21 protein-coding genes are annotated in these 23,219 nt (G+C 68.4%); 8 read left to right on the forward strand and 13 right to left on the reverse strand.

Annotated elements, in window-relative coordinates; genetic code table 11:
- Nucleotides 1-60: 60 nt before the first annotated feature.
- Entirely contained in the window at nucleotides 61-1,047 is a 987-nt protein-coding gene (locus tag AC5RW2_RS22860) for an LLM class flavin-dependent oxidoreductase (RefSeq protein ID WP_494024201.1), read from the forward strand.
- A gap of 15 nt (nucleotides 1,048-1,062) precedes the next feature.
- Here AC5RW2_RS22860 and AC5RW2_RS22865 read toward each other — a convergent pair whose 3' ends face one another.
- On the reverse strand, nucleotides 1,063-2,151 hold the full coding sequence (locus tag AC5RW2_RS22865) for a class I SAM-dependent methyltransferase (protein ID WP_494074670.1): 1,089 nt from the start codon (nucleotides 2,149-2,151) through the stop codon (nucleotides 1,063-1,065).
- A 182-nt stretch (nucleotides 2,152-2,333) separates the two neighbouring features.
- On the reverse strand, nucleotides 2,334-3,968 hold the full coding sequence (locus AC5RW2_RS22870) for a LuxR C-terminal-related transcriptional regulator (RefSeq protein WP_494074671.1): 1,635 nt from the start codon (nucleotides 3,966-3,968) through the stop codon (nucleotides 2,334-2,336).
- Nucleotides 3,969-4,121: 153 nt separating this feature from the next.
- Here AC5RW2_RS22870 and AC5RW2_RS22875 point away from each other — a divergent pair, with 153 nt between their 5' ends.
- Nucleotides 4,122-4,724 carry a biotin transporter BioY gene (locus AC5RW2_RS22875; protein WP_494000884.1) on the forward strand — a complete coding sequence of 201 codons (603 nt, stop codon included), beginning with the start codon at nucleotides 4,122-4,124 and terminating at the stop codon, nucleotides 4,722-4,724.
- Between the two features lie 269 nt (nucleotides 4,725-4,993).
- A complete protein-coding gene (locus AC5RW2_RS22880) occupies nucleotides 4,994-5,656 on the forward strand; it encodes a uracil-DNA glycosylase (RefSeq protein WP_494000883.1) in 663 nt (220 codons plus the stop codon).
- Nucleotides 5,657-5,840: 184 nt separating this feature from the next.
- Here AC5RW2_RS22880 and AC5RW2_RS22885 read toward each other — a convergent pair whose 3' ends face one another.
- Genes AC5RW2_RS22885 through AC5RW2_RS22895 form a run of 3 tightly spaced genes read right to left on the reverse strand, consistent with a single transcriptional unit; the run spans nucleotide 5,841 to nucleotide 8,483 of the window.
- Nucleotides 5,841-7,031, reverse strand: coding sequence for an acetyl-CoA acetyltransferase (locus AC5RW2_RS22885; RefSeq protein WP_494074672.1), 1,191 nt, complete (start codon nucleotides 7,029-7,031; stop codon nucleotides 5,841-5,843).
- Nucleotides 7,031-7,741 (reverse strand): CoA transferase subunit B, encoded by a 711-nt coding sequence (locus AC5RW2_RS22890; RefSeq protein ID WP_493978990.1) that lies wholly within the window; start codon nucleotides 7,739-7,741, stop codon nucleotides 7,031-7,033. The genes AC5RW2_RS22885 and AC5RW2_RS22890 overlap by 1 nt, the downstream gene beginning before the upstream one ends.
- A 25-nt stretch (nucleotides 7,742-7,766) precedes the next feature.
- On the reverse strand, nucleotides 7,767-8,483 hold the full coding sequence (locus AC5RW2_RS22895) for a CoA transferase subunit A (protein ID WP_494074673.1): 717 nt from the start codon (nucleotides 8,481-8,483) through the stop codon (nucleotides 7,767-7,769).
- A 264-nt stretch (nucleotides 8,484-8,747) separates the two neighbouring features.
- Here AC5RW2_RS22895 and AC5RW2_RS22900 point away from each other — a divergent pair, with 264 nt between their 5' ends.
- Together AC5RW2_RS22900 and AC5RW2_RS22905 are read left to right on the forward strand one after the other, a co-directional pair.
- Nucleotides 8,748-9,509 carry an IclR family transcriptional regulator gene (locus AC5RW2_RS22900; protein ID WP_494013716.1) on the forward strand — a complete coding sequence of 254 codons (762 nt, stop codon included), beginning with the start codon at nucleotides 8,748-8,750 and terminating at the stop codon, nucleotides 9,507-9,509.
- A gap of 53 nt (nucleotides 9,510-9,562) precedes the next feature.
- The gene (locus AC5RW2_RS22905) at nucleotides 9,563-10,609 is read left to right on the forward strand and encodes a Gfo/Idh/MocA family protein (protein WP_494074674.1); all 1,047 of its coding nucleotides are present in this window, start codon (nucleotides 9,563-9,565) and stop codon (nucleotides 10,607-10,609) included.
- 174 nt (nucleotides 10,610-10,783) lie between these two features.
- Here AC5RW2_RS22905 and AC5RW2_RS22910 read toward each other — a convergent pair whose 3' ends face one another.
- The 3 genes from AC5RW2_RS22910 to AC5RW2_RS22920 form a co-directional block, all read right to left on the reverse strand.
- Nucleotides 10,784-11,416, reverse strand: coding sequence for a trimeric intracellular cation channel family protein (locus AC5RW2_RS22910; RefSeq protein ID WP_494000878.1), 633 nt, complete (start codon nucleotides 11,414-11,416; stop codon nucleotides 10,784-10,786).
- Nucleotides 11,417-11,525: 109 nt separating this feature from the next.
- Nucleotides 11,526-12,182: a response regulator gene (locus tag AC5RW2_RS22915; RefSeq protein ID WP_494000877.1), complete on the reverse strand. Its 657-nt coding sequence runs from the start codon at nucleotides 12,180-12,182 to the stop codon at nucleotides 11,526-11,528.
- A complete protein-coding gene (locus AC5RW2_RS22920) occupies nucleotides 12,175-14,052 on the reverse strand; it encodes a sensor histidine kinase (RefSeq protein ID WP_494074675.1) in 1,878 nt (625 codons plus the stop codon). The genes AC5RW2_RS22915 and AC5RW2_RS22920 overlap by 8 nt, the downstream gene beginning before the upstream one ends.
- Before the next feature lie 160 nt (nucleotides 14,053-14,212).
- Here AC5RW2_RS22920 and AC5RW2_RS22925 point away from each other — a divergent pair, with 160 nt between their 5' ends.
- Both AC5RW2_RS22925 and AC5RW2_RS22930 read left to right on the forward strand, forming a co-directional pair.
- Nucleotides 14,213-15,715, forward strand: a complete 1,503-nt coding sequence (locus AC5RW2_RS22925) for a CitMHS family transporter (protein WP_494074676.1) — start codon at nucleotides 14,213-14,215, stop codon at nucleotides 15,713-15,715.
- A 316-nt stretch (nucleotides 15,716-16,031) separates the two neighbouring features.
- A complete protein-coding gene (locus AC5RW2_RS22930; RefSeq protein ID WP_494074685.1) occupies nucleotides 16,032-16,352 on the forward strand; it encodes a dienelactone hydrolase family protein in 321 nt (106 codons plus the stop codon).
- 50 nt (nucleotides 16,353-16,402) lie between these two features.
- Here AC5RW2_RS22930 and AC5RW2_RS22935 read toward each other — a convergent pair whose 3' ends face one another.
- The 5 genes from AC5RW2_RS22935 to AC5RW2_RS22955 all read right to left on the reverse strand — a co-directional run bounded on the left by AC5RW2_RS22935 (nucleotide 16,403) and on the right by AC5RW2_RS22955 (nucleotide 22,502).
- Nucleotides 16,403-17,371 (reverse strand): AEC family transporter, encoded by a 969-nt coding sequence (locus AC5RW2_RS22935; RefSeq protein ID WP_494074677.1) that lies wholly within the window; start codon nucleotides 17,369-17,371, stop codon nucleotides 16,403-16,405.
- Nucleotides 17,372-17,491: 120 nt separating this feature from the next.
- Nucleotides 17,492-18,820, reverse strand: coding sequence for an enolase C-terminal domain-like protein (locus AC5RW2_RS22940; protein ID WP_494074678.1), 1,329 nt, complete (start codon nucleotides 18,818-18,820; stop codon nucleotides 17,492-17,494).
- Entirely contained in the window at nucleotides 18,817-20,424 is a 1,608-nt protein-coding gene (locus AC5RW2_RS22945; protein ID WP_494074679.1) for an aldehyde dehydrogenase (NADP(+)), read from the reverse strand. Before AC5RW2_RS22945 ends, AC5RW2_RS22940 begins: the two co-directional genes overlap by 4 nt.
- Before the next feature lie 93 nt (nucleotides 20,425-20,517).
- Nucleotides 20,518-21,462: a 5-dehydro-4-deoxyglucarate dehydratase gene (gene kdgD / locus AC5RW2_RS22950; RefSeq protein ID WP_494000869.1), complete on the reverse strand. Its 945-nt coding sequence runs from the start codon at nucleotides 21,460-21,462 to the stop codon at nucleotides 20,518-20,520.
- A gap of 155 nt (nucleotides 21,463-21,617) precedes the next feature.
- Nucleotides 21,618-22,502, reverse strand: a complete 885-nt coding sequence (locus AC5RW2_RS22955) for a LysR family transcriptional regulator (protein ID WP_494000868.1) — start codon at nucleotides 22,500-22,502, stop codon at nucleotides 21,618-21,620.
- A gap of 160 nt (nucleotides 22,503-22,662) precedes the next feature.
- On the opposite strand from AC5RW2_RS22955, the gene AC5RW2_RS22960 reads away from it, so the two are divergent.
- A partial coding sequence (locus AC5RW2_RS22960; protein ID WP_494074680.1) for a tripartite tricarboxylate transporter substrate-binding protein occupies nucleotides 22,663-23,219 on the forward strand: 557 nt, incomplete at its 3' end.

A 23,219-nucleotide genomic window follows, 5' to 3' on the forward strand; every position in this document is an offset into this window, starting at 1 on the left:
TGCAGGATGTGTGCCCGCGGCAACCACCCCGGGCGTCCCGCGACGAAAGGCCCCGCCGACGTGAACGTACCTCTGTCCATCCTTGACCTGGCAACCATCGGCACGAACGAAACCGTGGGTGAAAGCCTGGCCGGCAGTGTGTCCCTGGCGCAGCGGGCGGAGGAACTGGGCTACCGGCGGGTGTGGTACGCCGAACACCACAACATGGCGTCGATCGCGTCCTCGGCCACCAGCGTGCTGATTGCCCACGTGGCGGCGCACACCAACAGCATCCGCCTGGGCGCCGGCGGCATCATGCTTCCGAACCATGCCCCGCTGACCATCGCCGAGCAGTTCGGCACGCTGGAGGCGCTCCATCCGGGACGGATCGATCTTGGCCTGGGCCGCGCGCCGGGCAGCGACCAGAACACCTTGCGGGCGCTGCGCCGCGATCCGATGAGCGCCGAATCCTTCCCGCAGGACGTGCTGGAGCTGCAGGGCTACCTGACCGGACAGTCGCGCATCAAGGGCGTGGATGCGACACCGGGCAAGGGCACCAACGTGCCGCTGTACATCCTGGGCTCCTCGCTGTTCGGCGCGAAGCTGGCCGCGGCGCTGGGGCTGCCGTACTCGTTTGCCTCGCACTTCGCGCCCAATGCGCTGCAGGACGCCGTGTCCGTCTACCGCCGCGAGTTCCAGCCGTCGGAGCAACTCGCCGAACCGTACGTGATCGCCGGTGTGAACGCCATCGCCGCGGACAGCAACGAGGAAGCGCAGGAGCAGTTCCAGGTTGTCCGGCGCAGCCGCGTCTCGCTGCTGTTCGGCCGCGACCGGACCTTTACCGACGAGGAAGCGGACCTCATCCTGGACTCGCCGCAGGGCCAGCACGTGGAGCAGATGGTCAAGTACTCGGCCGTCGGGACGCGCGAGGCGGTGGCGGAGTACCTGGAAGGCTTCGCCAAGCATGCCGGTGCCGACGAGCTGATCGTGGCGTTCCAGGCGCCGACCGTCGCGCAGCGGCTGCGCGCGCTGGAGCTGACGGCCCAGGCCGCCGGACTGGCGGCCTGAGCCGCCGTCGTCGGGTTACCGTTTGGCCGCGATGTAGTAGGCGTTGAACGGGTCCTGCTCGACGTCCTTGACGACCGTCCCGGAAAAGCCCGCATCCGCCAGCATGGACAGGGCAAGCTGCCGGCCCCATGCGGTGCCGAGTCCCGCGCCACCCTGGCCCAGCGAAACACTCATGCAGTGCATCACCGAAATGGTGTAGAGGAAGCCCGCCCAGGGCAGCGACACGTTGTCCTCCACATTGCTGGAGGCCTTCATGTCCACCATGAGGAAGGTTCCGCCGGGCCGCAGGGCCGCGTGGACTTCGCCGAGCACGCGCGCCGGCTGGGCCTGGTCGTGGATGGCGTCGAAGGCGGTGACCAGGTCGAACCGTCCCGGTTCCTTCAGCTCGGCGACGTCCCGGACCTCGAACGAGGCATTGTGCAGGCCCATGCGCGCCGCTTCCTGCCGTGCCCGGGCGATTCCCTCCGGCGAGAAGTCGTAGCCGGTGAACCGGCTGGCGGGAAACGCCCGCGCCATCAGGTCGATGGCATGCCCGCTGCCGCAGCCGATGTCGGCCACGTCGATGCCCCGGCGCAGGCGTTCGACCAACCCGTCGGCCAGCGGCAGGATCTCCTCGATCAGTCCGGCGTCGAAAACCGCCGAGCTTTCCTCCGACATCAGCTGGTGGAAGCGCGGATAGTCGGCATAGGACAGCCCGCCGCCCTGGCGGAATGCGGCGACGACCCCCTCCTCCACGCCGCCGAGCAGCGGGATGTACTGAAGCAGCCGCGCCAGGTTGTCCGGGCCGGCGGCCCTGGTCAGCGAGGCGGCGTGTTCGGCCGGCAGCCGGTAAGTGCGCGCAACCGGGTCGTACACCACCACTTGCGACGCGGCCAGGCCGTTGAGCCATTCGCGCACGTAGCGCTCGTCCAGCTCCGCGGCGTCCGCGATCTGCTGGCTGGTGGCCGGCGGCAACGCCGCCAGGGTGTCGAACAGCCCCGTCTGGTGACCGATGCTGGCCAGCATGGCCAGGGCGCCGTCGTTCAGGATGGTCAGGCAGCGCTGGGCGAAGGCTTCGGCGGTTTCGGTGTCGAACTGTCCGGCAGCTTCCTGGATGGTGGTCATGGCTTCTCCCGTGGTCTGGAAGCAGGCACCTGTTGCCTGCTGAATCCCACGGTAGGGAGCCGGCGGCACCGGGAACATCGGGCAAGTTCTGTGGGATCGGGCGGGTCGGATGGGGCAAAAGATGCAGGCGTAAGGGTCTAGCCAACGATGCAGGCGTAAGGGTCTAGCCAACGATGCAGGCGTCAGCGCCGGGTCAAGGGAGCGGTAACGCCGTGCTCGTGGGCCCACGCGGCGGCCGCGGTGCGGGACGAGACACCGATCTTGAGGAAAATATTGGCCAGATGCCTGCCGACCGTCTTCTGACTGATGAACAGTGCCGCTGCCGTTTCCTTGTTCGTGGCGCCGCGGGCGATGCAGGCAAGTACCTCCGCTTCCCGATCCGTCAGGCCGCCCGGGGACCTTTGGCCGTCCAGGCGGCGCACATCCGGCACCGCCCCGAGCTCCCGGTAGATGGCCAGGGCCGTCGCCTCTTCCGACGCCGCGGTCTCCGGCTGGCCCAGCTCGCGGTGCACGGCCGCGAGCAGTTCGTACACCCGCGCGGTGTCGTGCCGGTGGTGCAGGGAACGATACCCCTGCAGCGCGGACCTCAGCACGGAGAGGGCCTGCGCGGCCTGGCCGCCGGAAAACAGCAGTACCCCGCGGGCATGCCGTGCCCAGGCCAGGAAACCGGGGCTGCTGAAGTCACCGGCAGATTGCTCCAGTTCGCGGCAGTATTCCTCGGCTTCCGCCGTCAACTTCAGCTGCACGGCGAGTTCTACCGCGGGGAGCAGCATTTGTGCCCGGGTCAGCCGATCGTTGGACTCGAGTGCTGCCGACAGGCCGGCCCACGCGGCGTCGAGATGTCCGCGCGCGGCCAGGAGTTTGGCCTCGCCGGGCTGTGGCTCAACACCTAAGTCCCGCGCCCTGGCGTAGGAGTCGGTGGCGCCCTGCAGGTCGCCGCGCAGCCGGCGCAGCTCGCCGAGTTGGTAGTACCCTTCACCGGCGGCCCACACGTTTCGGTCTGCCAGTTCCGAGCTGCTTTGGGCGATCTCGCGTTCCACTCCGTCCCAATTGCCTTCTATGCTGCGGATTTGGAGCCGGTGGATGTGGCACACGCCGGAAAAGACCATGCCGCCCGCCAATTGCTCGCACCAGCGCTCGGTGGCTTCGGTCCATGCCCGCATCCGCGGCAGGTCAGCCAGCTGGTAGCAGGCGTGGAGTACCGTGCAATAGATGTCTCCCGACCAGGTTGGGGGCACCTGCCCGGCGAGGACCGGGAGCATCGCCTCGTCCAAGGCCGCGAAGCCCGAGGCCGTCCGCCCGGCCCGCAGATCGGCCAAACCTGTCAGGGTGAGGCTGAAGGAATGCAGCACGGGCGCGTTGAACCTCCGCCCCATCTGTTGCAGCTCCTCGGCGGCGGCCAAGGCCGGCTCCGGGTCTTCGGCAAACAGCAGCGCGTTGACGGTGTCCAGATACAGCAGGAAACCGTGGACCGGGCTCTGCGGGGCATCCAGCAGCATGCGCCTGGCGCGGTTGATCCAGCCGGAGGCGATCATCAGGTCCCCGCGCAGCGTCCACAGCAGTCCCAGATCCAGGGCCTTCATGGCGGCAGCGAGTTTTTCGCCGTCGTTCTCGTAGCGGTGGAAGACTTCCTCGGAGTCCATTACCGATTCGCGGACATCCCCCACCCACCAGGCGGCGTCGCCCAGCCGGGCCAGATCCTCCACGTCCAGTGGCGAGAGGCTGCGGGCCTGCTCGAATCCGTCATAGGCTGGGCGCCATTCCCCGCGCGCGTAGGCATCGCGTGCAGTAGCCAGCAGTGTTTCGATTGGCTCCATAGCGCTCCTGCATTTCAGGGTAGTCCTCCCGCAGCCGGCAGGGAACTGCGTAATCATCGCCATAATCGGCTTTGCAGCGGAGTGCTGCCGGTACAGTGGTGCCGAAACCGGACCACAGTTTCCGCAAGGAAATGTCCCCGAGAAGGAGCAAACATGAGTTCAGCCGCCGTTGCGCGACAGGGTGTCCTGGCCGACGCCCTGGTCCCCAGCACCGCCTTGGCCAACACCGCGCTGGTTGTCGGCGGGGCAGGCCTGACCGCCGTCATGGCGCAGCTGGCCGTGCCGCTGTGGCCGGTCCCGATCACTGGCCAGACCCTGGCCGTCCTGCTGGTCGGCAGCACGCTGGGCCCGGTCCGCGGCATGCTGTCGATGGCACTGTACTGGGTGGCCGGCGTGGCCGGCATGCCGGTGTTCAGCGACGCATCCTCCGGCCTGGCCGCCGCCGTTGGCCCGACCGGCGGCTACCTGGTGGGCTTCATCGCCGCCGCGGGGCTGACCGGCTGGCTGGCCAAGCGCAACTGGGACAAAAAGTTCCTGGGCGCCACCGTTTCATTCTTGGCGGGCACCGTGATCACCTTCGTCTTCGGCATGGCCTGGCTGGCCATTTCCCTGGGCGCCGACCTGCAGCAGACGCTCGAGTGGGGCCTGTACCCGTTCATCATCGGCGGCATCGTGAAGTCGCTGATCGCGGCAGCCGCCATGCCGGCCGCGTGGAAGCTGGCGGCCCGACTGCCCAAGGACTCCGCCCGCGCCTAGCGGCTGGGTGGCCAAGCGGCTGGGTGGCGGGCTGCGGGCTTTCGCGCTCGCTGCAGCCTGACAACTTCACAGCGCGACGCCGGTGCCCGGGTGGGGATTCTTCCTCGCCCGGGCACCGGCGTCGTTGCTATCTCCCTGCGCATTCGAGTGGTGAGAAGATGCAGCGAACAGGGCCGTTTCGCTGCATCTTCCCGCCACTGGATGGTGAGCGATCCGGGTTCGCAGGTTCAGGTTCCACCGTCGCCGCGCTGATCGCTTAGGTTGGGATGGTGACGGCGCAGCAGGAAATCAGGGACTTTGTGGTGCGGCTGGGGGAGTTCGAGACGGGCCCGGCGAGCCGCAACTTCTTCTCGTCATCCGTGCCGGCGAACGCAGCGCGCCGGCACAACATCGCCAGGTACCTGGAACAGATGCTGGAACGCCGGCCCAAGGTCCTGCTGGTCGGGGAGGCGCCCGGGTACCGCGGCATGACGGTGACCGGAGTCCCCTTCACCAACAAGGCGCTGATTTCAGGCCGTGACCCGTTCGGCATGTTCGGCCCGGGCAACGGTTACGTGGTTCCGCCGGAGGTCCTGACCGTGCCGGCGGAGCCGACGGCAACGGTGATGTGGAACGTGCTGGCCGATCTGGACTTCCTGCCATTGCTCTGGAGCGCGTACCCGTTCCACCCGCACCAGCCCGGACGGCCGCACTCCAACCGGACGCCCTCGAGCGCCGAAATCCGGGCCGGCTTGCCGCTCTGGCAGGAATTGGCCCGCATTTTCGGCATCGACACGGTCGTTGCCGTGGGGAACATAGGGCACCGCAGCGTCGCGGCGGCCGGGCTCAACGTGCCGAAGGTCCGCCACCCGGCCCACGGCGGCAGGGAGCTGTTCCGCCGGGGGCTGCAGGAGTTGCTGGAGGCCGGCATCAACCACGGCGCGGCGACGTAGGTCACTATGATCATCCGGGGGCCTGCCCGACGTCAGGTCGGCCCGGCGGCAAGGCTGCACGGCCGCTTTCCGAACGCGGTCTCCGGCACCGGGAGCCACGGGGGCCGGAAAGCAAACCAGCCAGGGACGCGAACGGGCACCCGGCCGGTCGCCGGGCGCCCGTTGCCGCCAACCCAGAGAGGGACTACACCGCTTCGAGCACGCTGACGTAGTTGGCGATCGCCAGGCCGCCCATATTGTGCACTGCCGCCCGCCGGGCACCCGGGCGCTGCATGTCGCCGGCAGTGCCGGACAGCTGCATGGCGGCCACCACGTGCTGCGAGACGCCGGTGGCGCCGACCGGGTGGCCCTTGGCTTTCAGCCCGCCGGACAGGTTCACCGGCAGCTTGCCGTCCCGGTACACCCAGCCTTCCTCGATGGCGCGGCGGCCCTCGCCGGCCGGGGTCAGCCCCATGACTTCGTACATGATCAGCTCGGCGATGGTGAAGCAGTCGTGCACCTCCGCCAGGTCAAGGTCATCCAGCCCCACCCCGGCCATTTCCAGGGCGCGCTGCCAGGCGGCGCGGCTGCCGGCGAAGGCGGTTGGATCGCGCTTCTCTGCCGGCATGAAGTCGTTGGCATGGCCGAAGCCGGCCAGCCGCACGGCAGCAGCTGCGGCTCCGGAACGCGGCGCTTCCGTGCTGAGCACCACGGCGGCGGCACCGTCGGAGACCGGAGAGCAGTCCGTGCGGCGCAGCGGCTCGGCAACTACCGGGTTCTTGTCCGAGACCGTCCGGCAAAACTCCTCACCCAGATCCTTGCGCAGCTGCGCGTAGGGGTTGGCCACACCGTTGCGGTGGTTCTTCGCGGCAATCGAGCCGAGGACGTCGCCCACCTCGCCGTAGCGCTTCTGGTAGTGCTTGGCGGTCTCGGCAAACAGGCCGGCAAACCCGGTGGAGCTCGGCTTGCCGGCGGCCTCGTAGTCGGCGCCCAGCAGGGCAGCGCCCACCACGTCGGCGCCGGCATGGGTCATCTTCTCGGCGCCGATCACCAGCACGTTGTGCGCCGTGCCGGCCAGCAGCGACTTGGCACCCTGCTGAACGGCCGCCGAACCGGACGCGCAGGCGTTCTCCACCCGCGTGGCCGGCACGTTCGCCAGGTCGTCGGAGACCTGCAGGGCCAGCGAGGACGCAAAGCCCAGCGGCACCATGCCGGAGTTGAACTGGCCCAGGTAGATCTCGTCGATCTGCCCCGGCTCCAACCCGGCGTTGGCGATGGCCTCCCGGGCCACCCCGACAATCAGCGATTCCAGCGTCTCGTCGGCCAGCTTGCCGAAGGGGGAGTGCCCCCATCCGGTCAGCAGGATGTCCCGGCCGAAATGTTGCTTCAGGCTCATCAGTGAGTTCCTTCCAGCGCTGTTTCCCGTGCGCCGGCCGGTTCGGCGGCGGCTTCGTCCAGTTCAGGGGCGACGGCGAAGTCCGGCTCGGTCTTCTCCCGCACCTCGGCCACGGTGACCCCCGGCGCCAGGCGGACCAGCCGCAGCGGGAGGGCACCGCCGTCGTCGTCAATGTCGAAGACGGCGAGGTCCGTGATGATCCGGTTGACCACCTTCACTCCGGTCAGCGGCAGCGAGCATTCGTTGACGATCTTGGGCGTGCCGTCCTTGGCCACATGCTCGGTCAGCACCACCACGCGCGGGGTACCGGCGACCAGGTCCATGGCGCCGCCCATGCCCTTGACCATCTTCCCGGGGATGGTCCAGTTGGCCAGGTCGCCCGCGGCGGAGACCTGCATGGCGCCCAGGACGGCTGTCTTCACGTGGCCGCCGCGGATCATGCCGAAACTGGTGGCCGAATCGAAGATGGAACCGCCGGGCAGCACCGTCACGGTCTGCTTGCCGGCGTTGATCAGATCCGCGTCCTCGTCGCCCTCGTACGGGAACGGGCCCATCCCCAGCAGGCCGTTTTCGCTCTGCAACACCACCCGCACGCCGTCCGGCAGGTTGTTGGCCACCAGCGTGGGGATGCCGATGCCCAGGTTGACGTAGTCTCCGTCGTTCAGTTCGGCGGCCGCGATGGCCGCCATCTCGTCTCGTGTCCAAGCCATGATGTGCTCCTTCTGGTCTTAAATTTCAGGCGCCGACGGCGGCGGGGCGGGGGCGGACGGTACGCTGCTCGATGTCCTTGGCGCGGTCCGAGGCCTGCACGAGGCGCTGGACATACACGCCCGGGGTGACGATGTGGTTCGGGTCCAGCGCACCCGGCTCCACGATCACCTCGGCCTCGGCGATGGTGACGCGGCCGGCCGTGGCCACCACCGGGTTGAAGTTGCGGGCGGTGTAGCGGTAGACCAGGTTGCCGTCCGTGTCGGCGGTGTGGGCGTGGACGAGGGACAGGTCAGCTACGATCCCGCGCTCCTGCACGTAAAGCTCGCCGTCGAACTCCTCGTGCGGCTTGCCTTCGGCGATCACCGTGCCCACCCCGGTCTTGGTGTAGAAGGCCGCGATGCCCGCGCCGCCGGCGCGGAGGCGCTCGGCGAGCGTGCCCTGCGGGTTGAACTCGACCTCCAGCGTGCCGGCCAGGAACTGCTGGGCGAACAGCTTGTTCTCGCCCACGTAGGAGGCCAGCACCTTGCGGACCTGCCCGGCCTCGATCAGCACGCCCAGACCCTTGCCGTCGACGCCCATGTTGTTGGAGACCACCGTCAGGTCCTTGACGCCGGAATCGCGCACCGCGTCGATCAGGTCCGCGGGGATGCCGGAGAGCCCGAATCCTCCCACCGCAATGGTCATGCCGTCATGCAGCACGCCTGCCAGAGCGGCGGCGGGTCCTGCGGTCAGTTTGGACATATGCTTCCTCCTCGTTGAGTGCCGTCCGCAGCCACTCGTCCTGACCTGGCGCGGAACTTGTCCATCTTGTGGACAGCTGTTATCCGGCAGACTAGTGTGGCCGCCGCGCAACCGTCAACGGGCGGCCAAGAACTGCATTCACAGTGTGGACAGCGGCGGGTAGACTGTCCACATTGTGGATCGGCGGGGCGGCATAACCGACCCGGCCCGGCCGCCAGACCGCCAGGAGGACAATTGCCGGACAAGCAGGTACAAGGAGCCCAAGTGGTCGGCCGGGTAGCCCGGCTGCTGCGGATCGTCGGACGCGCCCCGGAGACCGGCGCGGCCCTGGCGGACATCGTCCGGGCCTCGGGCCTGACCCGGCCCACGGTCTACCGGCTACTGAACTCCCTCGCCGCCGAGGGCCTGCTGGACCATCATGCGGAGACCGGCACCTGGCATCTGGGCCCGGAGCTTTATGTGCTCGGGTCGGTGGCCGCTGGCCGCTTTGCGATCGAGGACCTGGCCCGGCCGCGCCTGCAGCGGTTGGCGGACGAAACGGGCGAGAGCGCCTTTCTGTCCATCCGGCGGGGCGACGAAACCGTCTGCCTGGTCCGGGTGGAAGGCAGCTTTCCGGTCCGCTCCTTTGTGCTGCACGAAGGCGTCCGCTTCCCGCTGGGCATCGCTTCGGCCGGGCTGGCCATCATGGCCTTTCTGGAGGACGGGGAAATCGACCGGCTGCTCGACGACGGCGGTGCCCGGGTTGAGCGCTTCGGCCCGGCGCATGCGCCGGACAAGATCCGCGCGAACCTGGCCGAAACCCGGCAGCGGGGCTATACCGTCAACCCGGGGCTGATCCTGGAGGGCAGTTGGGGGATGGGCGCGGCCGTCTTCGACCGGCACGGCCAGCCGGCCTGGGCGCTGTCGCTGACCGGCATCGAACAACGGTTCCGGTCCGACCGGCAGGAGTTCCTCGGCAAGCTGCTCCTGGAGGAGGCGCACATCCTCACGCAGCAGTTGCGTGAACAGCCGCAGGTCCGCCGTTAGGCTCGAGGCAGCCGGGCACTTTCGGCCGGCACCAGAACACCCTAGGAGCAACGATGGCCGGGCACCACCCGCTGCGCACCGCCGTGATCGGCTACGGACTCTCCGGGAGGGTCTTCCACGCGCCGTTGCTGGAGGCCGCGGGCGGGTACTCGCTGGACGCGATCGTCACGGCCAACCCCGAGCGGGCCGCACAGGCGGCGGCCGGGCACCCGCGCGCCCGGATCGTGGCAACGGCGGAAGAACTCTTCGCGGCGCCGGAGCCGCTCGACGTCGTGGTGGTGGCCACCCCGCCGGCCAGCCACTACGCGCTCGCCGACGCCGCGATGGACCGCGGCCTGCACGTGGTGGTGGACAAGCCCTTCGTCCCCGCATCCGCCCAGGGCGACGCCCTGCTGGCCAAGGCCGGACGGGCCGGCGTGGTGCTCTCCGTCTTCCACAACCGCCGCTGGGATTCGGATTTCCTGACCCTGAAACAGCTGATCGGCGACGGCGAACTCGGCCGGGTCCACACCTTCGAGTCCCGCTTTGAGCGCTGGAAGCCGGAGGGTCTGCGGGCCTGGAAGGCAACGGCCGGCGTCGCCGGTGGCGGCGGCATCCTCTTCGACCTTGGCGTCCACCTGATTGACCAGGCGCTCACGCTCTTCGGGCCGGCCGCCACGGTCTACGGCGAAATCGCCCGCCACACCGCCCCCGCAGCATCCGCCGCCGACGAGGATGCCTTCGTCTCCCTGCTGCACGAATCTGGGGTGCGCTCGCGGTTGTCGATGAACCTCATCTCAGCGCTGCCCGCGCCGCGGTTCCATGTGCTCGGCTCGGCCGCCGCCTTCACCTCCTGGGGGCTGGACAGCCAGGAGGCCGCGCTGGCGGCGGGCGCGGTTCCCGGGGCAGCCGGATACGGCGAGGAGCCCGAAGAGCGCTGGGGAACCCTCGGCACGCCAGGCCACACCCGCAGGGTTCGCTCCGTCGCCGGCGCCTACCCGGAGTACTACCGGCAGCTGGCCGCGGCCATCCACGAGGGCGCCCCGGTTCCCGTCGAGCCCGCGGACGCCGTGGCAGCCATCCGCATCATCGAGGAGATCCACCGGCAAAACCGGACATAAGGGCGGGCAGCGGCGCCGACACAAGATGCCCCAGAGCGGCCGTGGGCCCCCAGCCGCGGCTTCCGTCCGGCCGCCGCGTGGGGCCAGGGCCGCCGCTTCCGTCCAGCCGCCGCAGCCGTCCCGCCGCGGCTTCCGCCCAGCCGCGGCTTCCGCCCAGCCGCGGGTGTTCCCTGATCAGCCGTCGTCCTGCGGCAGGCGCGATACCGGGGCCGCGTGCGGAATGTGCCAGCCATAGTGCAGGGAGACCACACGGAGCCCGAACACCACCGCGGCCACGCCCACGGCGGCCAGCGTTCCGTAGACCCCGGCAAACCACAGCACCACCACCAAGGCCGAACCCAACATGGCGGGCACGGCATACAGATCGTCCGGGCTGAACAGTTGGGGCACCCGGTTGGCCACGACGTCACGCAGTATGCCGCCGCCCACGGCAGTGGTCAGGCCCAGCAGCGCCGAGGCGACAGGGTTCATGCCCAGGCTCAGGGCCTTGACCGTCCCGGTGATGCAGAACAGTGCCAGCCCGCCGGCGTCGAAGATCAGCAATGGACGCTGCATGCGTTCCACGCTGCGGAACAGGAAGAAGACCACCAGCGCTGCCACCACCGGCGGGACGAAGTACAGCGGATTGTTGAAGGCACTGGGGACGGTATCCAGAATTACGTCCCTGATGATGCCGCCGCCCAGACCGGCCAGGGAGCCAAGGAACACGGAACCGATGATGTCGAATTTCCGGCGGGCCGCCAACAGGCAACCGGACATGGCAAAAAAGAAGGTGCCGAAAAGATCCAGTACCAAGCCAACGGTCATGCCTGCCATCCAATCATTGCCCGCCCCTGTTCCTGCCTTTGCCCGCCGTTGCGCGGCCACAAAAACCAGTCCGGTGGTGCCCCGGACCGGCCGACGGCCCCGCCCTGAGTCACCCGGCCCGGCCGTAACGGTGCTCTGGGCGCCCGGTGCTGCCATAGCGCAAATGGATTTCGACGGCGCCGTCGTCCGCCAAAGCAGACAGGTACCGCTGGGCAGTGGCCCGGGAGATGCCAACCGTCTGCGCTACTTCCGCCGCGGACCGCTGCAGCCCGGGTGCCAACGACTCCAGTACGGCGGCCTCCGTGGCCGACCGGGTCCGGGCCGCCACGGCGGCCTCGGCCGGGTGCAGGGCGTGCAGCGCGCGGTCCACCGTATCTTGGTCCACGGCCGGCTGCTCAGCCAAGAGGCGGCGGTAGCGCGCGTAGGCACGCAGTTTTCTCGCCAGCTGCTCCGACGTGAACGGCTTGATCAGGTAGCCGAGCGCGCCGCGGCGCAGTGCTTTGCGGATGGACGCTGCGTCAGCAGCGGCGGTCAGCATGATCGTGTCCACGTCGACTTTCCGCAGCAGGTCCAGTCCCAACGCATCGGGAAGGTACACATCCAGCAGCATCAGGTCCGGTGCCTGGCCGTGAGCCGAGCGCAGCGCCTGCTCGGCGCTTCCGACAGGCGCCAGCGCGCTGAACCCGGGGACGGAATCAACGTATCCGGCATGCAGGCGCCCCACGTGAAAATCGTCGTCGACAATCAGCACCTGTAGATCAGTCATGGTTTCCTCCTGGTGGTACAGGTTCGACCGTGCCCGGCAGCCTCGCGCAGAATACGGCTCCCGGCCCGAACGTGCGCCCTGGATCTGCCACCCAGACGTCCCCGCCGCGGCGCCGAGCCAGCCGGCGGCTCAACGACAGCCCGAAGCCTTGGCCGTGGATGTCGGGCAGGCCCGACACGTCGTCCGGCGGCGCGGTCTTGATCGATGGGTGGTCTCTCGAAGGGTCTGCCGTCGAGTAGCCCTCGGCGAAGATCTGGTCAATGCCGGCGGCCGCTTCTCCGGCGGCCGGGTGGTCGGCGGCGAGGCCGGACAGCCCGTCTCCTGAATCTGCCACCACCAGGTGCAGCGTTCCACCGTCTTCCGTTAACTCGTCCATGACCTCGACTTCCACCCAGCGGTCCGGGTTGCTCCCGAGCACAGCGGCCCGGACGGCGTTGTCCACCAGGTTCCCGATCACCGTGGTGACATCCTGCGGGTCGGTGACCCGGCCGCGCACCAGCGTCTCGGGACCGACCCGGAGCACCACGCCGCGCTCGGCCGCCTCCATGCTCTTCGCTCCGATGAAAGCCTGCAGGTAGGCGTCCCGCAGCAGGTCGGCCTGTTCGGCCGGGTAGTTCAGCGGTCCGGTCTGCATGATGGACGTGAGGTATTCCTGGGCGCGGTCCGGGTGCCCCGTGGCGAGCAGGCCGGAAATGGTGTGCAGCCGGTTGGCGAATTCGTGCCGCTGTGCCCGCAGCGCGGTGCTCAACGCGCCTACGGCGTCCAGCTGGCGGGTCAGCGACTGGACGGCCGTGCGGTCGCGCAGCATGATCACCCAGCCCAGTTCGGGTGCACGCGGAACTACGGCGCCGGTGCCCGTTCCGGGACGGTAGCCGCGCCTGCCCGGGGTGCGGCTGGCCTGGACTTCGCGCGCGGATAGGATCAGCACCCGGGAACCAACCACCAGCTCCACGGTGGGCGATTGCGGATCGGCGGCGTCCAGCAGCCCGGCCAAGGCATCGGGCAGCACAGATGCCCCGGCGCCGGGGATCTCCAGCTCGGCCAGCGGCCGGCCGACGAGGTCCGCGTCGATGGGAAAGCCCAGCAGCCGTTTGGCCTCGCGGTTGAACACGGTGATCCTGCGGTCCGCGGAAACACCGATGACGCCCTCGTCCACGCCGCGAAGCACCGCCTCCTGGTCCTGGGCCAGCGCCGCGATCTCCTCCGGTTCGAGTCCGAGAGTCAGGCGCTTGAGCCTGCGGCCCAGCAGCAGGGAAGCGGTCATCCCCAGCGCCAGAGCCCCGGCAGTCGTAAGCGCGATGGGCAGGATGCTCCGGGCCAGGGACTGCAGCACGTCCTGGCTGGAGAATCCCACACTGACTTCGCCCACCACGGATGCGGACCCGGGAGCGTACACGGGAACCTTGGCCCGCGCGGAATGCCCCAGCGTGCCCTGTTCCTGTTCGGTGACCTCGCGGCCGGCCAGTGCTTCCGATGGGTCGGTGCTGACCATGCGGCCCAGCTCGGCCGGATTGGGGTGGGCCAGCCGCAGGCCTGTGTCGTCGGTGATCACAACGAACAGGGCTCCGGTCCGGAGCCGGACGTCCTCGGCCAGTGCTTGGAGCGGTCCGTTCTCCAGCGCCCTTGCGGACAGCTGATCGGGCCCGGCATCGACCAGCGCGGCGGTCTCGGCGCGGACGTCGCCGGACGCCGCGACGGCCCGTGCCGCGGCGAGGGCCTGGCCTTCGGCGTCTTCGCCCAGCCGCTGGTAGGTCAGCCAGCCCAGAACGGCGGCGGAGAGAAGGAGCACCACGGCCACGACGGCCAGTTGGAGAAACAGCATGCGGGCCGAAAAGCCCATCCGGGGCGGTCGCCTGCCCCCGTTCTCCATGGTGCCTCCCGGGTGCGGCCCTCGGCCTGTGAGCTAAATGAGCAAAACGTGCTCAATAAGCAGTATGCACCTGAAGGGCGTTTAACCGCCATTCGTGACCCGGACCACCCTAATGTCTGTAAAGCCGGTCACACCGGCTGCATTAGACAAAGGAGTTGCTGTGCTGGTTTTCCTCGGCTTCGCAATGATCGCGGTCTTTATGGCGCTGATCATGACCAAGAAACTGACGCCTGTTTTAGCCCTGATCATTGTGCCGACTGTTTTCGGCCTCTTCGCAGGGGCCGGCCTCGGCCTGGGCGACATGATCCTCGAGTCGATGAAGTCGTTGACATCCACAGCGGCGCTGCTGATGTTCGCCATCATCTTCTTCGGCCTGATGATCGATGTCGGACTGTTCGACCCACTGGTGCGCTTCATCCTGCGCACGTTGGGCAACGACCCGGCCAAGGTTGTGCTCGGCACCGCGGTGCTGGCCGCCGTCGTCTCGCTGGACGGCGATGGTTCCACCACCTTCATTCTGACGACGGCGGCCATGCTGCCGATCTACCTGCGGCTGGGCATGAGCCCGGTGGTGCTCACCTGCGTCGCCGGCCTAGCCAACGGCACCATGAACATTGTTCCATGGGGGGGTCCGACGGCACGCGCTGCTGCCGCCCTGGATGTCTCCCCGACCGACGTGTTTGTGCCGATGATTCCATCCCTGCTGGCAGGCATCCTTGTCGTGATGGTCTTCGCCTGGACGCTCGGTTTGAGCGAGCGCAAGCGGTTGGCGGGCGGCAATCCCAAGGCCACCGCCAAGGGCAAGCCCGATCTGTGGGCGGATGCTGCCCGGGACGACGACGGCGGTGCCGGCAGCTCCGCTGGAAACTCCGGCGTTGGCAGGGGCCGCGGCAGGCGCGGAGCCGGGTCCGGGAAGCCCGTCCCGGGTACCTCGCCGGTCGGCGCTCCGGCCGGTGGCTCTGTCGCTGTTCTGGAGGCTGCAGAGGAAGGCCCGGTGGGCGGATCCCTGACCGACTCCGCCCTGGACCCCAACCGGGCCACCCTGCGTCCGCATCTGTTCTGGTTCAATCTGGCCCTGACCGTGGCCGTCATGGTGATCCTGGTGCTGGACGTCGTTCCGCTGGCCTACGTCTTCATGGTCGGGGCCGCCATTGCCTTGGTGGTCAACTTCCCGAACGTCAAGGAACAGGCCAACCAGTTGGTCGCGCACAGCAAGAGCATCGTCGCCGTCGTCTCCATGGTGATGGCAGCCGGGGTCCTGACCGGCGTGCTGAACGGCACCGGCATGGTCGACGCCATGGCAGCCTGGCTGGTGGACATCATTCCGGACTCGATGGGGCCGTTCATGGCCGTGATCACCGGGGTGCTCAGCATCCCCATGACCTTCTTCATGAGCAACGACGCGTTCTACTTCGGTGTGCTGCCGGTGCTGAGCGAAACTGCCGCCCACTTCGGCATCGCCCCCGCCGAGATGGCACGGGCCTCCATCACAGGCCAGCCCGTACACATGCAGAGCCCGCTCGTCCCTGCGATCCTGCTGCTGGTGTCGCTGGCCAGCGTGGAACTGGGCGACCACCACAAGAAGGTGCTGTGGCGTGCCACCGTCGTTTCGCTGGTGATGCTGGCCGTCGGTGTCCTGCTGGGCGCCATCCCCTGGGGCTGAGCCGCTAGCCAAATACGACGCGGCGCCGCCGTCTGGTTTCGACCACCGGACAGTGGGCGCCACCGCTCAACCTTGCAGAAAACCGGTCCCGATAATTGTCCGGAAAACCGGTTCCGCGGCCGCAATGAAGGAGGCCCCCAACCATGAAAAGGAGAAAGCCGAGAAGTGGGCCGCTGTGACCACGGTGAAGGCTACACGGGCGTTGGCGAGCAAAGACCAGACGCAGCTGAGGTAGGGACCGCTGGCCTGGAGTGCCTAAGGTTCCGGCCCGTCTTGAGCCGCTGCTCGCCGACGCCGGGATAGACCAGACCATGACATCAAGGTCTATCCCGGCGCCGGCCACGGCTTCCTCAACAACCATGGCCCGTCGGAGCTGACATTCGGGGACAAGGTGCTCGCCAAGCTGGTTGCCGCTGGCTATCACGAGCCGTCTGCCGAGGACGCGCGCAGGCGCATCCTCGCCTTTTTCCAGGAACGCCTGCACCCTGGCCTGAGGGGGGGGAAGCGCGATGACATACCGCAGCCTGAAGGGAGCGCTACGGGCAGCGCGGGCTGCAGCCGGTTTCACCGCCGGCTACACGTCAGTTGTGCGGCCACGCCGGCTCCCCTTGGGTCATGCAGACCCGTCAGGTCTTGAACCTCCAACGCCTCGCCGAGTCCACGAGCGTCCGAGTTCCGCCGGAGGGCTCAGCCCAGCAGCAGGGCGACCAGCAGGACGGCGGGCAGCGAGAGCAGGGAGCTCAGGAAGATGATGTCCCGCACCAGCGTGGACTGCATGCGGAACTGGCTGGTGAACAGGAAGACGTTCTGCGCCGTCGGCAAGGCCGCCATGACGACCACGCCCAGCAGCGGGACGCCGCCGACATCGAACACGAAGTGCGCCAGCGCCCACGCGATGGCCGGCATCAGGGCCAGCTTGACCACGGAGCCCAGCGCGACGTCGGCCCGCAGGGCGCGCTGGGTCAGCGGCTTTTGCCCGCGCAGGCTCATGCCGAACAGCATCAGCAGCAACGGAATGGACGCGTTGCCGAGCATTTCCACCGGCGTCCAGAGCACTTCCGCCAGGCGCAGCCCGGTCACGGAGATGAGCGCCCCGACGGCGGTGGCGACGGTGACCGGATTGAGGATGGACTTGATCACGGTGCGCCAGAGCGGGACAGCCGCGGCAGCACCGCCGTCGTCCGGTGAAAGCTTTCCCGCAGCCGCCTTCCGCTGGCACCAGGCGAAGACGGTCAGGTACACGGGCGCGATGACCAGCAGCTGCGCCAGCAGCACCGAAACGACCGGGTCGGCGCTGCCCACGGCGTAGAGGGCGATCGGCACCCCGATGTTTCCCGCGTTGACGTAGGTGGAGGCCATGGCGCCACCGGCCGTCTGCGCTGCCGGGCGGCGCAGCACGAAGCGGCTGAACAGCGCATAGACCGCTCCCGCGAGGGCGGCGGTCATCAGCGCGATCGGCGTGTAGACGCCGACGACCGACGCGAGATCCGTCTCGGACAGCAGCACCAGCATCAGCGCCGGATTGGTGATGTAGTAAATCACCGGCGTCAGTCCGCGCTGCATCTCCGGCGCCTTCTGCGGGACGATGGCTGCGGCGGCAAAGCCGACGGCAACGATCACCAGCACTACGCCGAAGCCGAGCAGCACTCCTTCCACGGAACCTCCTGAAGTCACGGCTCTGCCCGGGCCGGCGCAAAACGCGCGGCCGGGCAGAGGTCAAACGGCGGGACACAAGAAGACCGCCCGCCCCGCAGGGTGCGGAGCGGGCGGCGGGTACTAGCGGACCAGGCAGGGGCGTTTGGGGTCGAATTCCCAGCCGGGTACCAGGTATTGCATGGCGGCGGCGTCGTCGCGGGCGCCGAGGCCGTGTTCCAGGTAGAGGGCGTTGGCTTCGGCGAGGCGTTCGCGGTCCAGTTCGATCCCGAGGCCGGGGGCTTGCGGGACCTTGATCTGGCCGTCGCGGATCGGCAGCGGTTCCTTGGTCAGGCCTTGGCCGTCCTGCCAGATCCAGTGCGTGTCCAGCGCGGTGATTTCGCCCGGGGCGGCGGCGCCGACCTGGGTGAACATGGCCAGTGAGATGTCGAAGTGGTTGTTCGAGTGCGAGCCCCAGGTCAGCCCGAACTCGTGGCACAGTTGTGCGACGCGGACGGAGCCGGCCATGGTCCAGAAGTGCGGATCGGCCAGCGGAATGTCGACGGCGTTGGTGCGCACTGCGTGGGCCATTTCGCGCCAGTCGGTGGCGATCATGTTCGTGGCGGTCTGCAGGCCGGTGGCGCGGCGGAACTCGGCCATGACCTCGCGGCCGGAGAACTTGCCTTCGGCGCCGCAGGGGTCCTCGGCGTACGCCACCACGGCCTGCATGCGCTGGCCCAGCCGGATGGCGTCCTGCAGCAGCCAGCCGCCGTTCGGATCCAGCGTGATCCGGGCGTCGGGGAACCGCTGTTTGAGGGCGGTGACCGCGTCGACTTCCAGGTCCCCGGCCTGGACGCCGCCCTTGAGCTTGAAGTCCTGGAAGCCGTAGCGGGCCTGCGCGGCTTCGGCCAGGCGGACCACGGCCTGCGGGGTCATGGCTTCTTCGCGGCGCACCCGTTCCCAGTCGTCCGCGCCGTGGGGTTCGCGCAGGTACGGCAGGTCGGTGGCGTCCGGGTTGCCCACGTAGAAGAGGTAGCCGAGCATCGGCACCGCGTCACGCTGTTGGCCGTCGCCGAGCAGTTCGGCCACGGGCACGCCCAGGAACTGGCCGTGCAGGTCAAGCAGCGCGGATTCGATCGCGGTCACGGCATGCACGGTGGTGCGCAGGTCGAAGGTCTGCAGCCCGCGGCCGCCGGCGTCGCGGTCGGCGAAGGCCGCGGCGATTTCCCGCAGCAGGCTGCGGAAGCGGGCCACCGGGCGGCCGGTGATCAGGGCGCCGGCGTCTTCGATGGTGGTGCGGATTTTCTCCCCGCCGGGGACTTCGCCCAGGCCGGTGCGGCCGTCGGAGTCGGTCACGATGACCACGTTGCGGGTGAAGAACGGCCCGTGCGCGCCGGAGAGGTTCAGCAGCATCGAGTCGTGCCCGGCGACCGGGACCACCTCGACGGCGGCAATGGTGGGTTGGTTGCTCATGCCTGCTCTCCGGCCAGTTCCAGCGCGCCGTCGATCCGGCGGTTCAGCTTCCAGGGGTTCTCCTGCTGCACCGGTGCCGGCAGCAGGGCATCGGGAATGTTCTGGTAGGCCACCGGGCGCAGGAACCGTTCGATCGCCAGGGTGCCCACCGAGGTGGTGCGGGTGTCGGAGGTGGCCGGGAAGGGGCCGCCGTGGACCATCGCGTGCCCGACTTCGACGCCGGTCGGCCAGCCGTTGGCCAGGATGCGGCCGGCCTTGCGCTCGAGCACCGGCAGCAGCGGGGCCACCGTGGCGTGGTCCTCGTCGGTCATGTGCAGGGTGGCGGTCAGCTGCCCTTCGAGCCGCTTGGCCGCAGCCAGCAGGTCCTGGCTGGAGGTGTAGCGGACCATCAGCGAGGCGGCGCCGAAGATTTCCTCGTGCAGCACTTCATTGGTCAGGAAGGTGCGGACGTCGGTGCCGAACACGGCCGGGGCGGGGGCGTTCTGCGTGGCGCCGTCCTGGCCGCGGGCCACCAGGTCCACCCCGTCCTGCTTCCCGAGGGAGTCGACGCCGGCGATCCAGGAGTCGGCGATGCCGCGGGTCAGCATGGTCTGGCCGGCGGCCGGGGCCAGGGCCCGGCCCACCGCGGCCGCGAACGCGTCCCCGGCCTCCCCGGCGGGCACGAAGGCAAGCCCGGGAGCGGTGCACAGCTGGCCGCTGGAACCGGTGACCGAGCCGACGTAGGCCGCGGCCAGCGCATCCAGGTCGCCCTGGAGCGCGCCGTCGAAGAAGAACACCGGGTTAATCGAGCTCATCTCCGCGTAGACCGGGATCGGTTCCGGCCGTGCCGCGGCCGTGGCCACCAGGGCGGTGCCGCCGGAGCGGGACCCGGTGAACCCGACGGCCTTGATGACCGGATCGGCGACCAGCGCCTGCCCGATGCTGGCGCCGGGGCCGTAGACCAGGGAGAACACGCCCGGGTGCAGACCGGCCTCGGCCACCGCGGCGGCGATGGCGTGGCCGACGATTTCGCTGGTGCCGGGGTGGGCGTTGTGGGCCTTGAACACCACCGGGCAGCCCGCGGCCAGGGCGGAGGCGGTGTCGCCGCCGGCGGTGGAGAAGGCCAGCGGGAAGTTGCTGGCACCGAACACGGCGACCGGGCCCAGCGGGACCTTGCGCTGGCGGATGTCGGCCCGGGGCATCGGCCGGCGGTCCGGCTGGGCCGGATCGATGCGCACGCCGCGGTGGTCGCCCTGGCGCACTACCGCGGCGAACAGGCGCAGCTGGCCGGTGGTGCGGCCGCGTTCGCCGTTCAGCCGGGCGGCGGGGAGACCGGTTTCGGCCATCGCGCGTTCGACCAGCTCGTCACCGACGGCTTCGATGTTCTCGGCGATCTTCTCCAGGAAGGCGGCATGCGTTTCCGGATCCAGTGTGCTGAAGGAGGCGAAAGCTTCCTCGGCCGCGGCCGTGGCGGTCGCCAGCTGGGCAGCGTCGATCAGGCTGTAGGCCGGTTCGAGGACTTCGTTGGTGGCAGGGTCGAAGCCGTTGACAGTGCCGCCGGTACCGGTCACGGCTTCGCCGGCGATGATCGAATGGCCTGTCAGAGTTGTCTGCGTGCTGGGCATCGGATGCTCCTTCTGGACTGGGGATGGTCTGCGGTGGCTGCTGGGCGGAAAGCGGCCGCCCCGTGCAGGGCGGCCGCTTCCCGGGCGCGGAACCTAGGCGTTCTGCCGGACGTCTGCCGGGCGGATGCCGGCGGCCTCAATCAGGGCCGACAGGTCGGCGATGTCCTTCTCGGTTAGGTCCTGCAGCGGCGGGCGGACGAAGCCTGCGTCGCGGCCGACGGCCTTCAGGCCGCCCTTGACGATGGAAACACCGTATCCCTTAACCCGGTCGCGGATGTCCAGGTAGGGGAGCACGAAGCGGTTGAGCTTCTCGGTCACGGCATCGCGGTCTTGGTTGCGGACGTCGCGGTAGAAATCCAGGGCGAACTCCGGCACGAAGTTGTACATGGCGGAGGAGTAGGTGCTCATGCCCAGCTGCAGCAGCGGCAGGGCAAAGGTCTCCGCCGTCGGCAGCCCGCCCAGGTAGAACAACCGGTCGCCGTTCTTGGCGTAGACCTTGGTAAGGTGCTCGATGTCGCCCAGGGCGTCCTTGAAGCCGATGAAGTTCGCGTGCCGGTCGGCCAGGGCCGCCACGGTGTCCGCGGCGTAGATGGCGTTCGCCCTGTTGTAGACGATGACGCCGATGTTGGTGGCGGCGCATACGGCCGAAACGTGCGCCAGCAGGCCGGCCTGGTCGCATTCGGTCAGGTATGGCGGCAGCAGCAGCAGGCCCTCGGCTCCCGCGGCCTCCGCGTCCTTGGCGTTCTGGATGGCTTGGGCGGTGGAGCCGCCGGCCGAAGCAAGCACCGGAACCCGGCTGCCGGCCTCCTCAACGGCCATCCGGACCACGCGGGCGGACTCGGCCGGAGTCAGGCTGAAGCCTTCGCCGGTGCCGCCGGCGGCAAACAGGCCTGCGACATCGAAGCTGGACTGCCAGTCCAGGTGGTTGCGGTAGGCGGCTTCGTCGATGTTCAACTCCGCATCAAACGCCGTCACTGGGAATGACAACAGCCCGTCCTTGAGCTTGTCTGCGAGTTCATGGGGCGTGTACTGGGCCACGTGCATCTTCCTTTGCGATGGTGCCGCGGGCGGCGGGTTGAATGCGTTGGCTCCACCCTAGGAAGACAACGTGATGCCTGTCCAAGCCCTCTTTTGTATGGATTGATGCACTAAGAGTATTGACGTTCGGAGACGCGGTGGTGGTCGGCTGGCAGCTAGGAGGCTTTGGCCCACACGCTCTCCAGCATCCTGCGTAGCGCGGGGTTGTGCGAGTTCCGGTTCCAAATGGCATGCAGTTCCACCGAGTCCGGCGCGAGTTCGGGCAGATGCAAGTAGCTGACGCCATCGACTCCCAGCAGTTGTGCCGATTCGGGCACGAAGGCCACACCTCGGCCGGCCGCCACCAGCGCCACCATGGTCAGGATCTGGCTGACGGTGTGCACGACGTTGCCGTGCTCGATCGGGATTTGGCGCACCACCAGATCGTAGAAATAGCGCGCCTTGATCGGTGAATGCATGATGAGCGGCACGTCTTTGAGGTCGGCCACGGCCAGCGGACGTGCCAGTTGATCCAGCGGGTGCCCGCTGGGAACTGCGAGCATCAGGTTTTCCGACAGCATCAGGTGCGATTCGAAGAGGTCTGTGTCGAAGGGCGGGCGGGCCAGCCCCAGGTCAAGGTCGCCGTCCATAATGGCTTGAACCTGCTCCCCGGTCACCAGTTCCTCGAGTTCGACGTCGACATCGGGCAGTTCCAGTGCAATCTCGGCGAGCAGGGGTCCGAGTACGCTGAAGGCGGTGGCGGCAGTGAAGCCGATCCGGATCTCACCCGCCCGGCCGGCGGCGATGCGGCGTGCCGTTCGGGGCGCCCGGTCTGCCGACACCACCAGCTTCCGCGCCTCGGAGAGAAAGGCGTGTCCGGCGGCGGTCAATGCCACCTTGCGGTTGTCCCGCTCCAAGAGTTCGACGCCGATGCTGCGCTCCAGTTTCTGGATCTGCCTGCTGAGCGGGGGCTGGGTCATGCTCAGCCGTTCGGCGGCGCGGCCGAAATGCAACTCTTCGGCGACAGCGATGAAACTTCGGGCCTGGTCCAGGGTGAACATGATGCCTTTCAAGTATCATTCAATGCACTAATGGGCTTGGACATGCATCATAGTCTCTTTCTAAGCTCGATGTCCGAGCCACTAGTGACCTGTCTCATATGAGTCGGGTCACGGCCGAGACCCGTTCGAACATCGCTGTTCATCGAGCAAGGAGCCCGAAGTGAAAGCACTCTCCATCCGCCGGACCGTTCTAGGTCTGACCGCTGCCTCTGCTGCGCTGGCGTTGACCGCTTGCGGCGGCAACGTTGGGGGCGGCACTGCCGCCGAGGGGGACAGCTTCCCCAACGGCCCCATTACTCTGACCGTCGGCCAGGCTCCGGGCGGGTCGACCGACCTGATCGCGCGCACCGCGGCCGAAGGTATGGCCGACGAGCTCGGCGTCGCTGTTCCGGTGGTGAACAAGCCCGGTGCCAACGGCGCCCTGGCAACGCAGGAAGTCGCGGCAATGGAGCCCGACGGACAGAACCTCGTCCTGCTGAATGCCTCGCTGATCACTATCACTCCGCTGGCAGTATCTGAAGACGAAGCCGTCAGCCTTGACGACCTGGATGTCATCAAGGGCCTCTCTCAGGACGACTACGTGTTGGTTGCCAGCGCCGAATCCGGTTTTGAAAACCTGGACGATATCAAGAACAGCTCCAAGAAGCTGACCTTCGGCACCACCGGCGTGGGCACCGGCTCGCAGCTGTCCCAGGCCATCCTGTTCGCCCAGGCCGA

This window comes from Arthrobacter sp. B0316-1-20, assembly GCF_059091865.1.

Coding starts and splice junctions, on each gene's coding strand:
- AC5RW2_RS22865 (WP_494074670.1), bottom strand. CDS start 2,151: ATGACCACCATCCAGGAAGCTGCCGGACAGTTCGACACCGAAACCGCC.
- AC5RW2_RS22870 (WP_494074671.1), bottom strand. CDS start 3,968: ATGGAGCCAATCGAAACACTGCTGGCTACTGCACGCGATGCCTACGCG.
- AC5RW2_RS22875 (WP_494000884.1), top strand. CDS start 4,122: ATGAGTTCAGCCGCCGTTGCGCGACAGGGTGTCCTGGCCGACGCCCTG.
- AC5RW2_RS22885 (WP_494074672.1), bottom strand. CDS start 7,031: ATGAGCCTGAAGCAACATTTCGGCCGGGACATCCTGCTGACCGGATGG.
- AC5RW2_RS22890 (WP_493978990.1), bottom strand. CDS start 7,741: ATGGCTTGGACACGAGACGAGATGGCGGCCATCGCGGCCGCCGAACTG.
- AC5RW2_RS22895 (WP_494074673.1), bottom strand. CDS start 8,483: ATGTCCAAACTGACCGCAGGACCCGCCGCCGCTCTGGCAGGCGTGCTG.
- AC5RW2_RS22905 (WP_494074674.1), top strand. CDS start 9,563: ATGGCCGGGCACCACCCGCTGCGCACCGCCGTGATCGGCTACGGACTC.
- AC5RW2_RS22910 (WP_494000878.1), bottom strand. CDS start 11,416: ATGACCGTTGGCTTGGTACTGGATCTTTTCGGCACCTTCTTTTTTGCC.
- AC5RW2_RS22915 (WP_494000877.1), bottom strand. CDS start 12,182: ATGACTGATCTACAGGTGCTGATTGTCGACGACGATTTTCACGTGGGG.
- AC5RW2_RS22920 (WP_494074675.1), bottom strand. CDS start 14,052: ATGGAGAACGGGGGCAGGCGACCGCCCCGGATGGGCTTTTCGGCCCGC.
- AC5RW2_RS22940 (WP_494074678.1), bottom strand. CDS start 18,820: ATGAGCAACCAACCCACCATTGCCGCCGTCGAGGTGGTCCCGGTCGCC.
- AC5RW2_RS22945 (WP_494074679.1), bottom strand. CDS start 20,424: ATGCCCAGCACGCAGACAACTCTGACAGGCCATTCGATCATCGCCGGC.
- AC5RW2_RS22955 (WP_494000868.1), bottom strand. CDS start 22,502: ATGTTCACCCTGGACCAGGCCCGAAGTTTCATCGCTGTCGCCGAAGAG.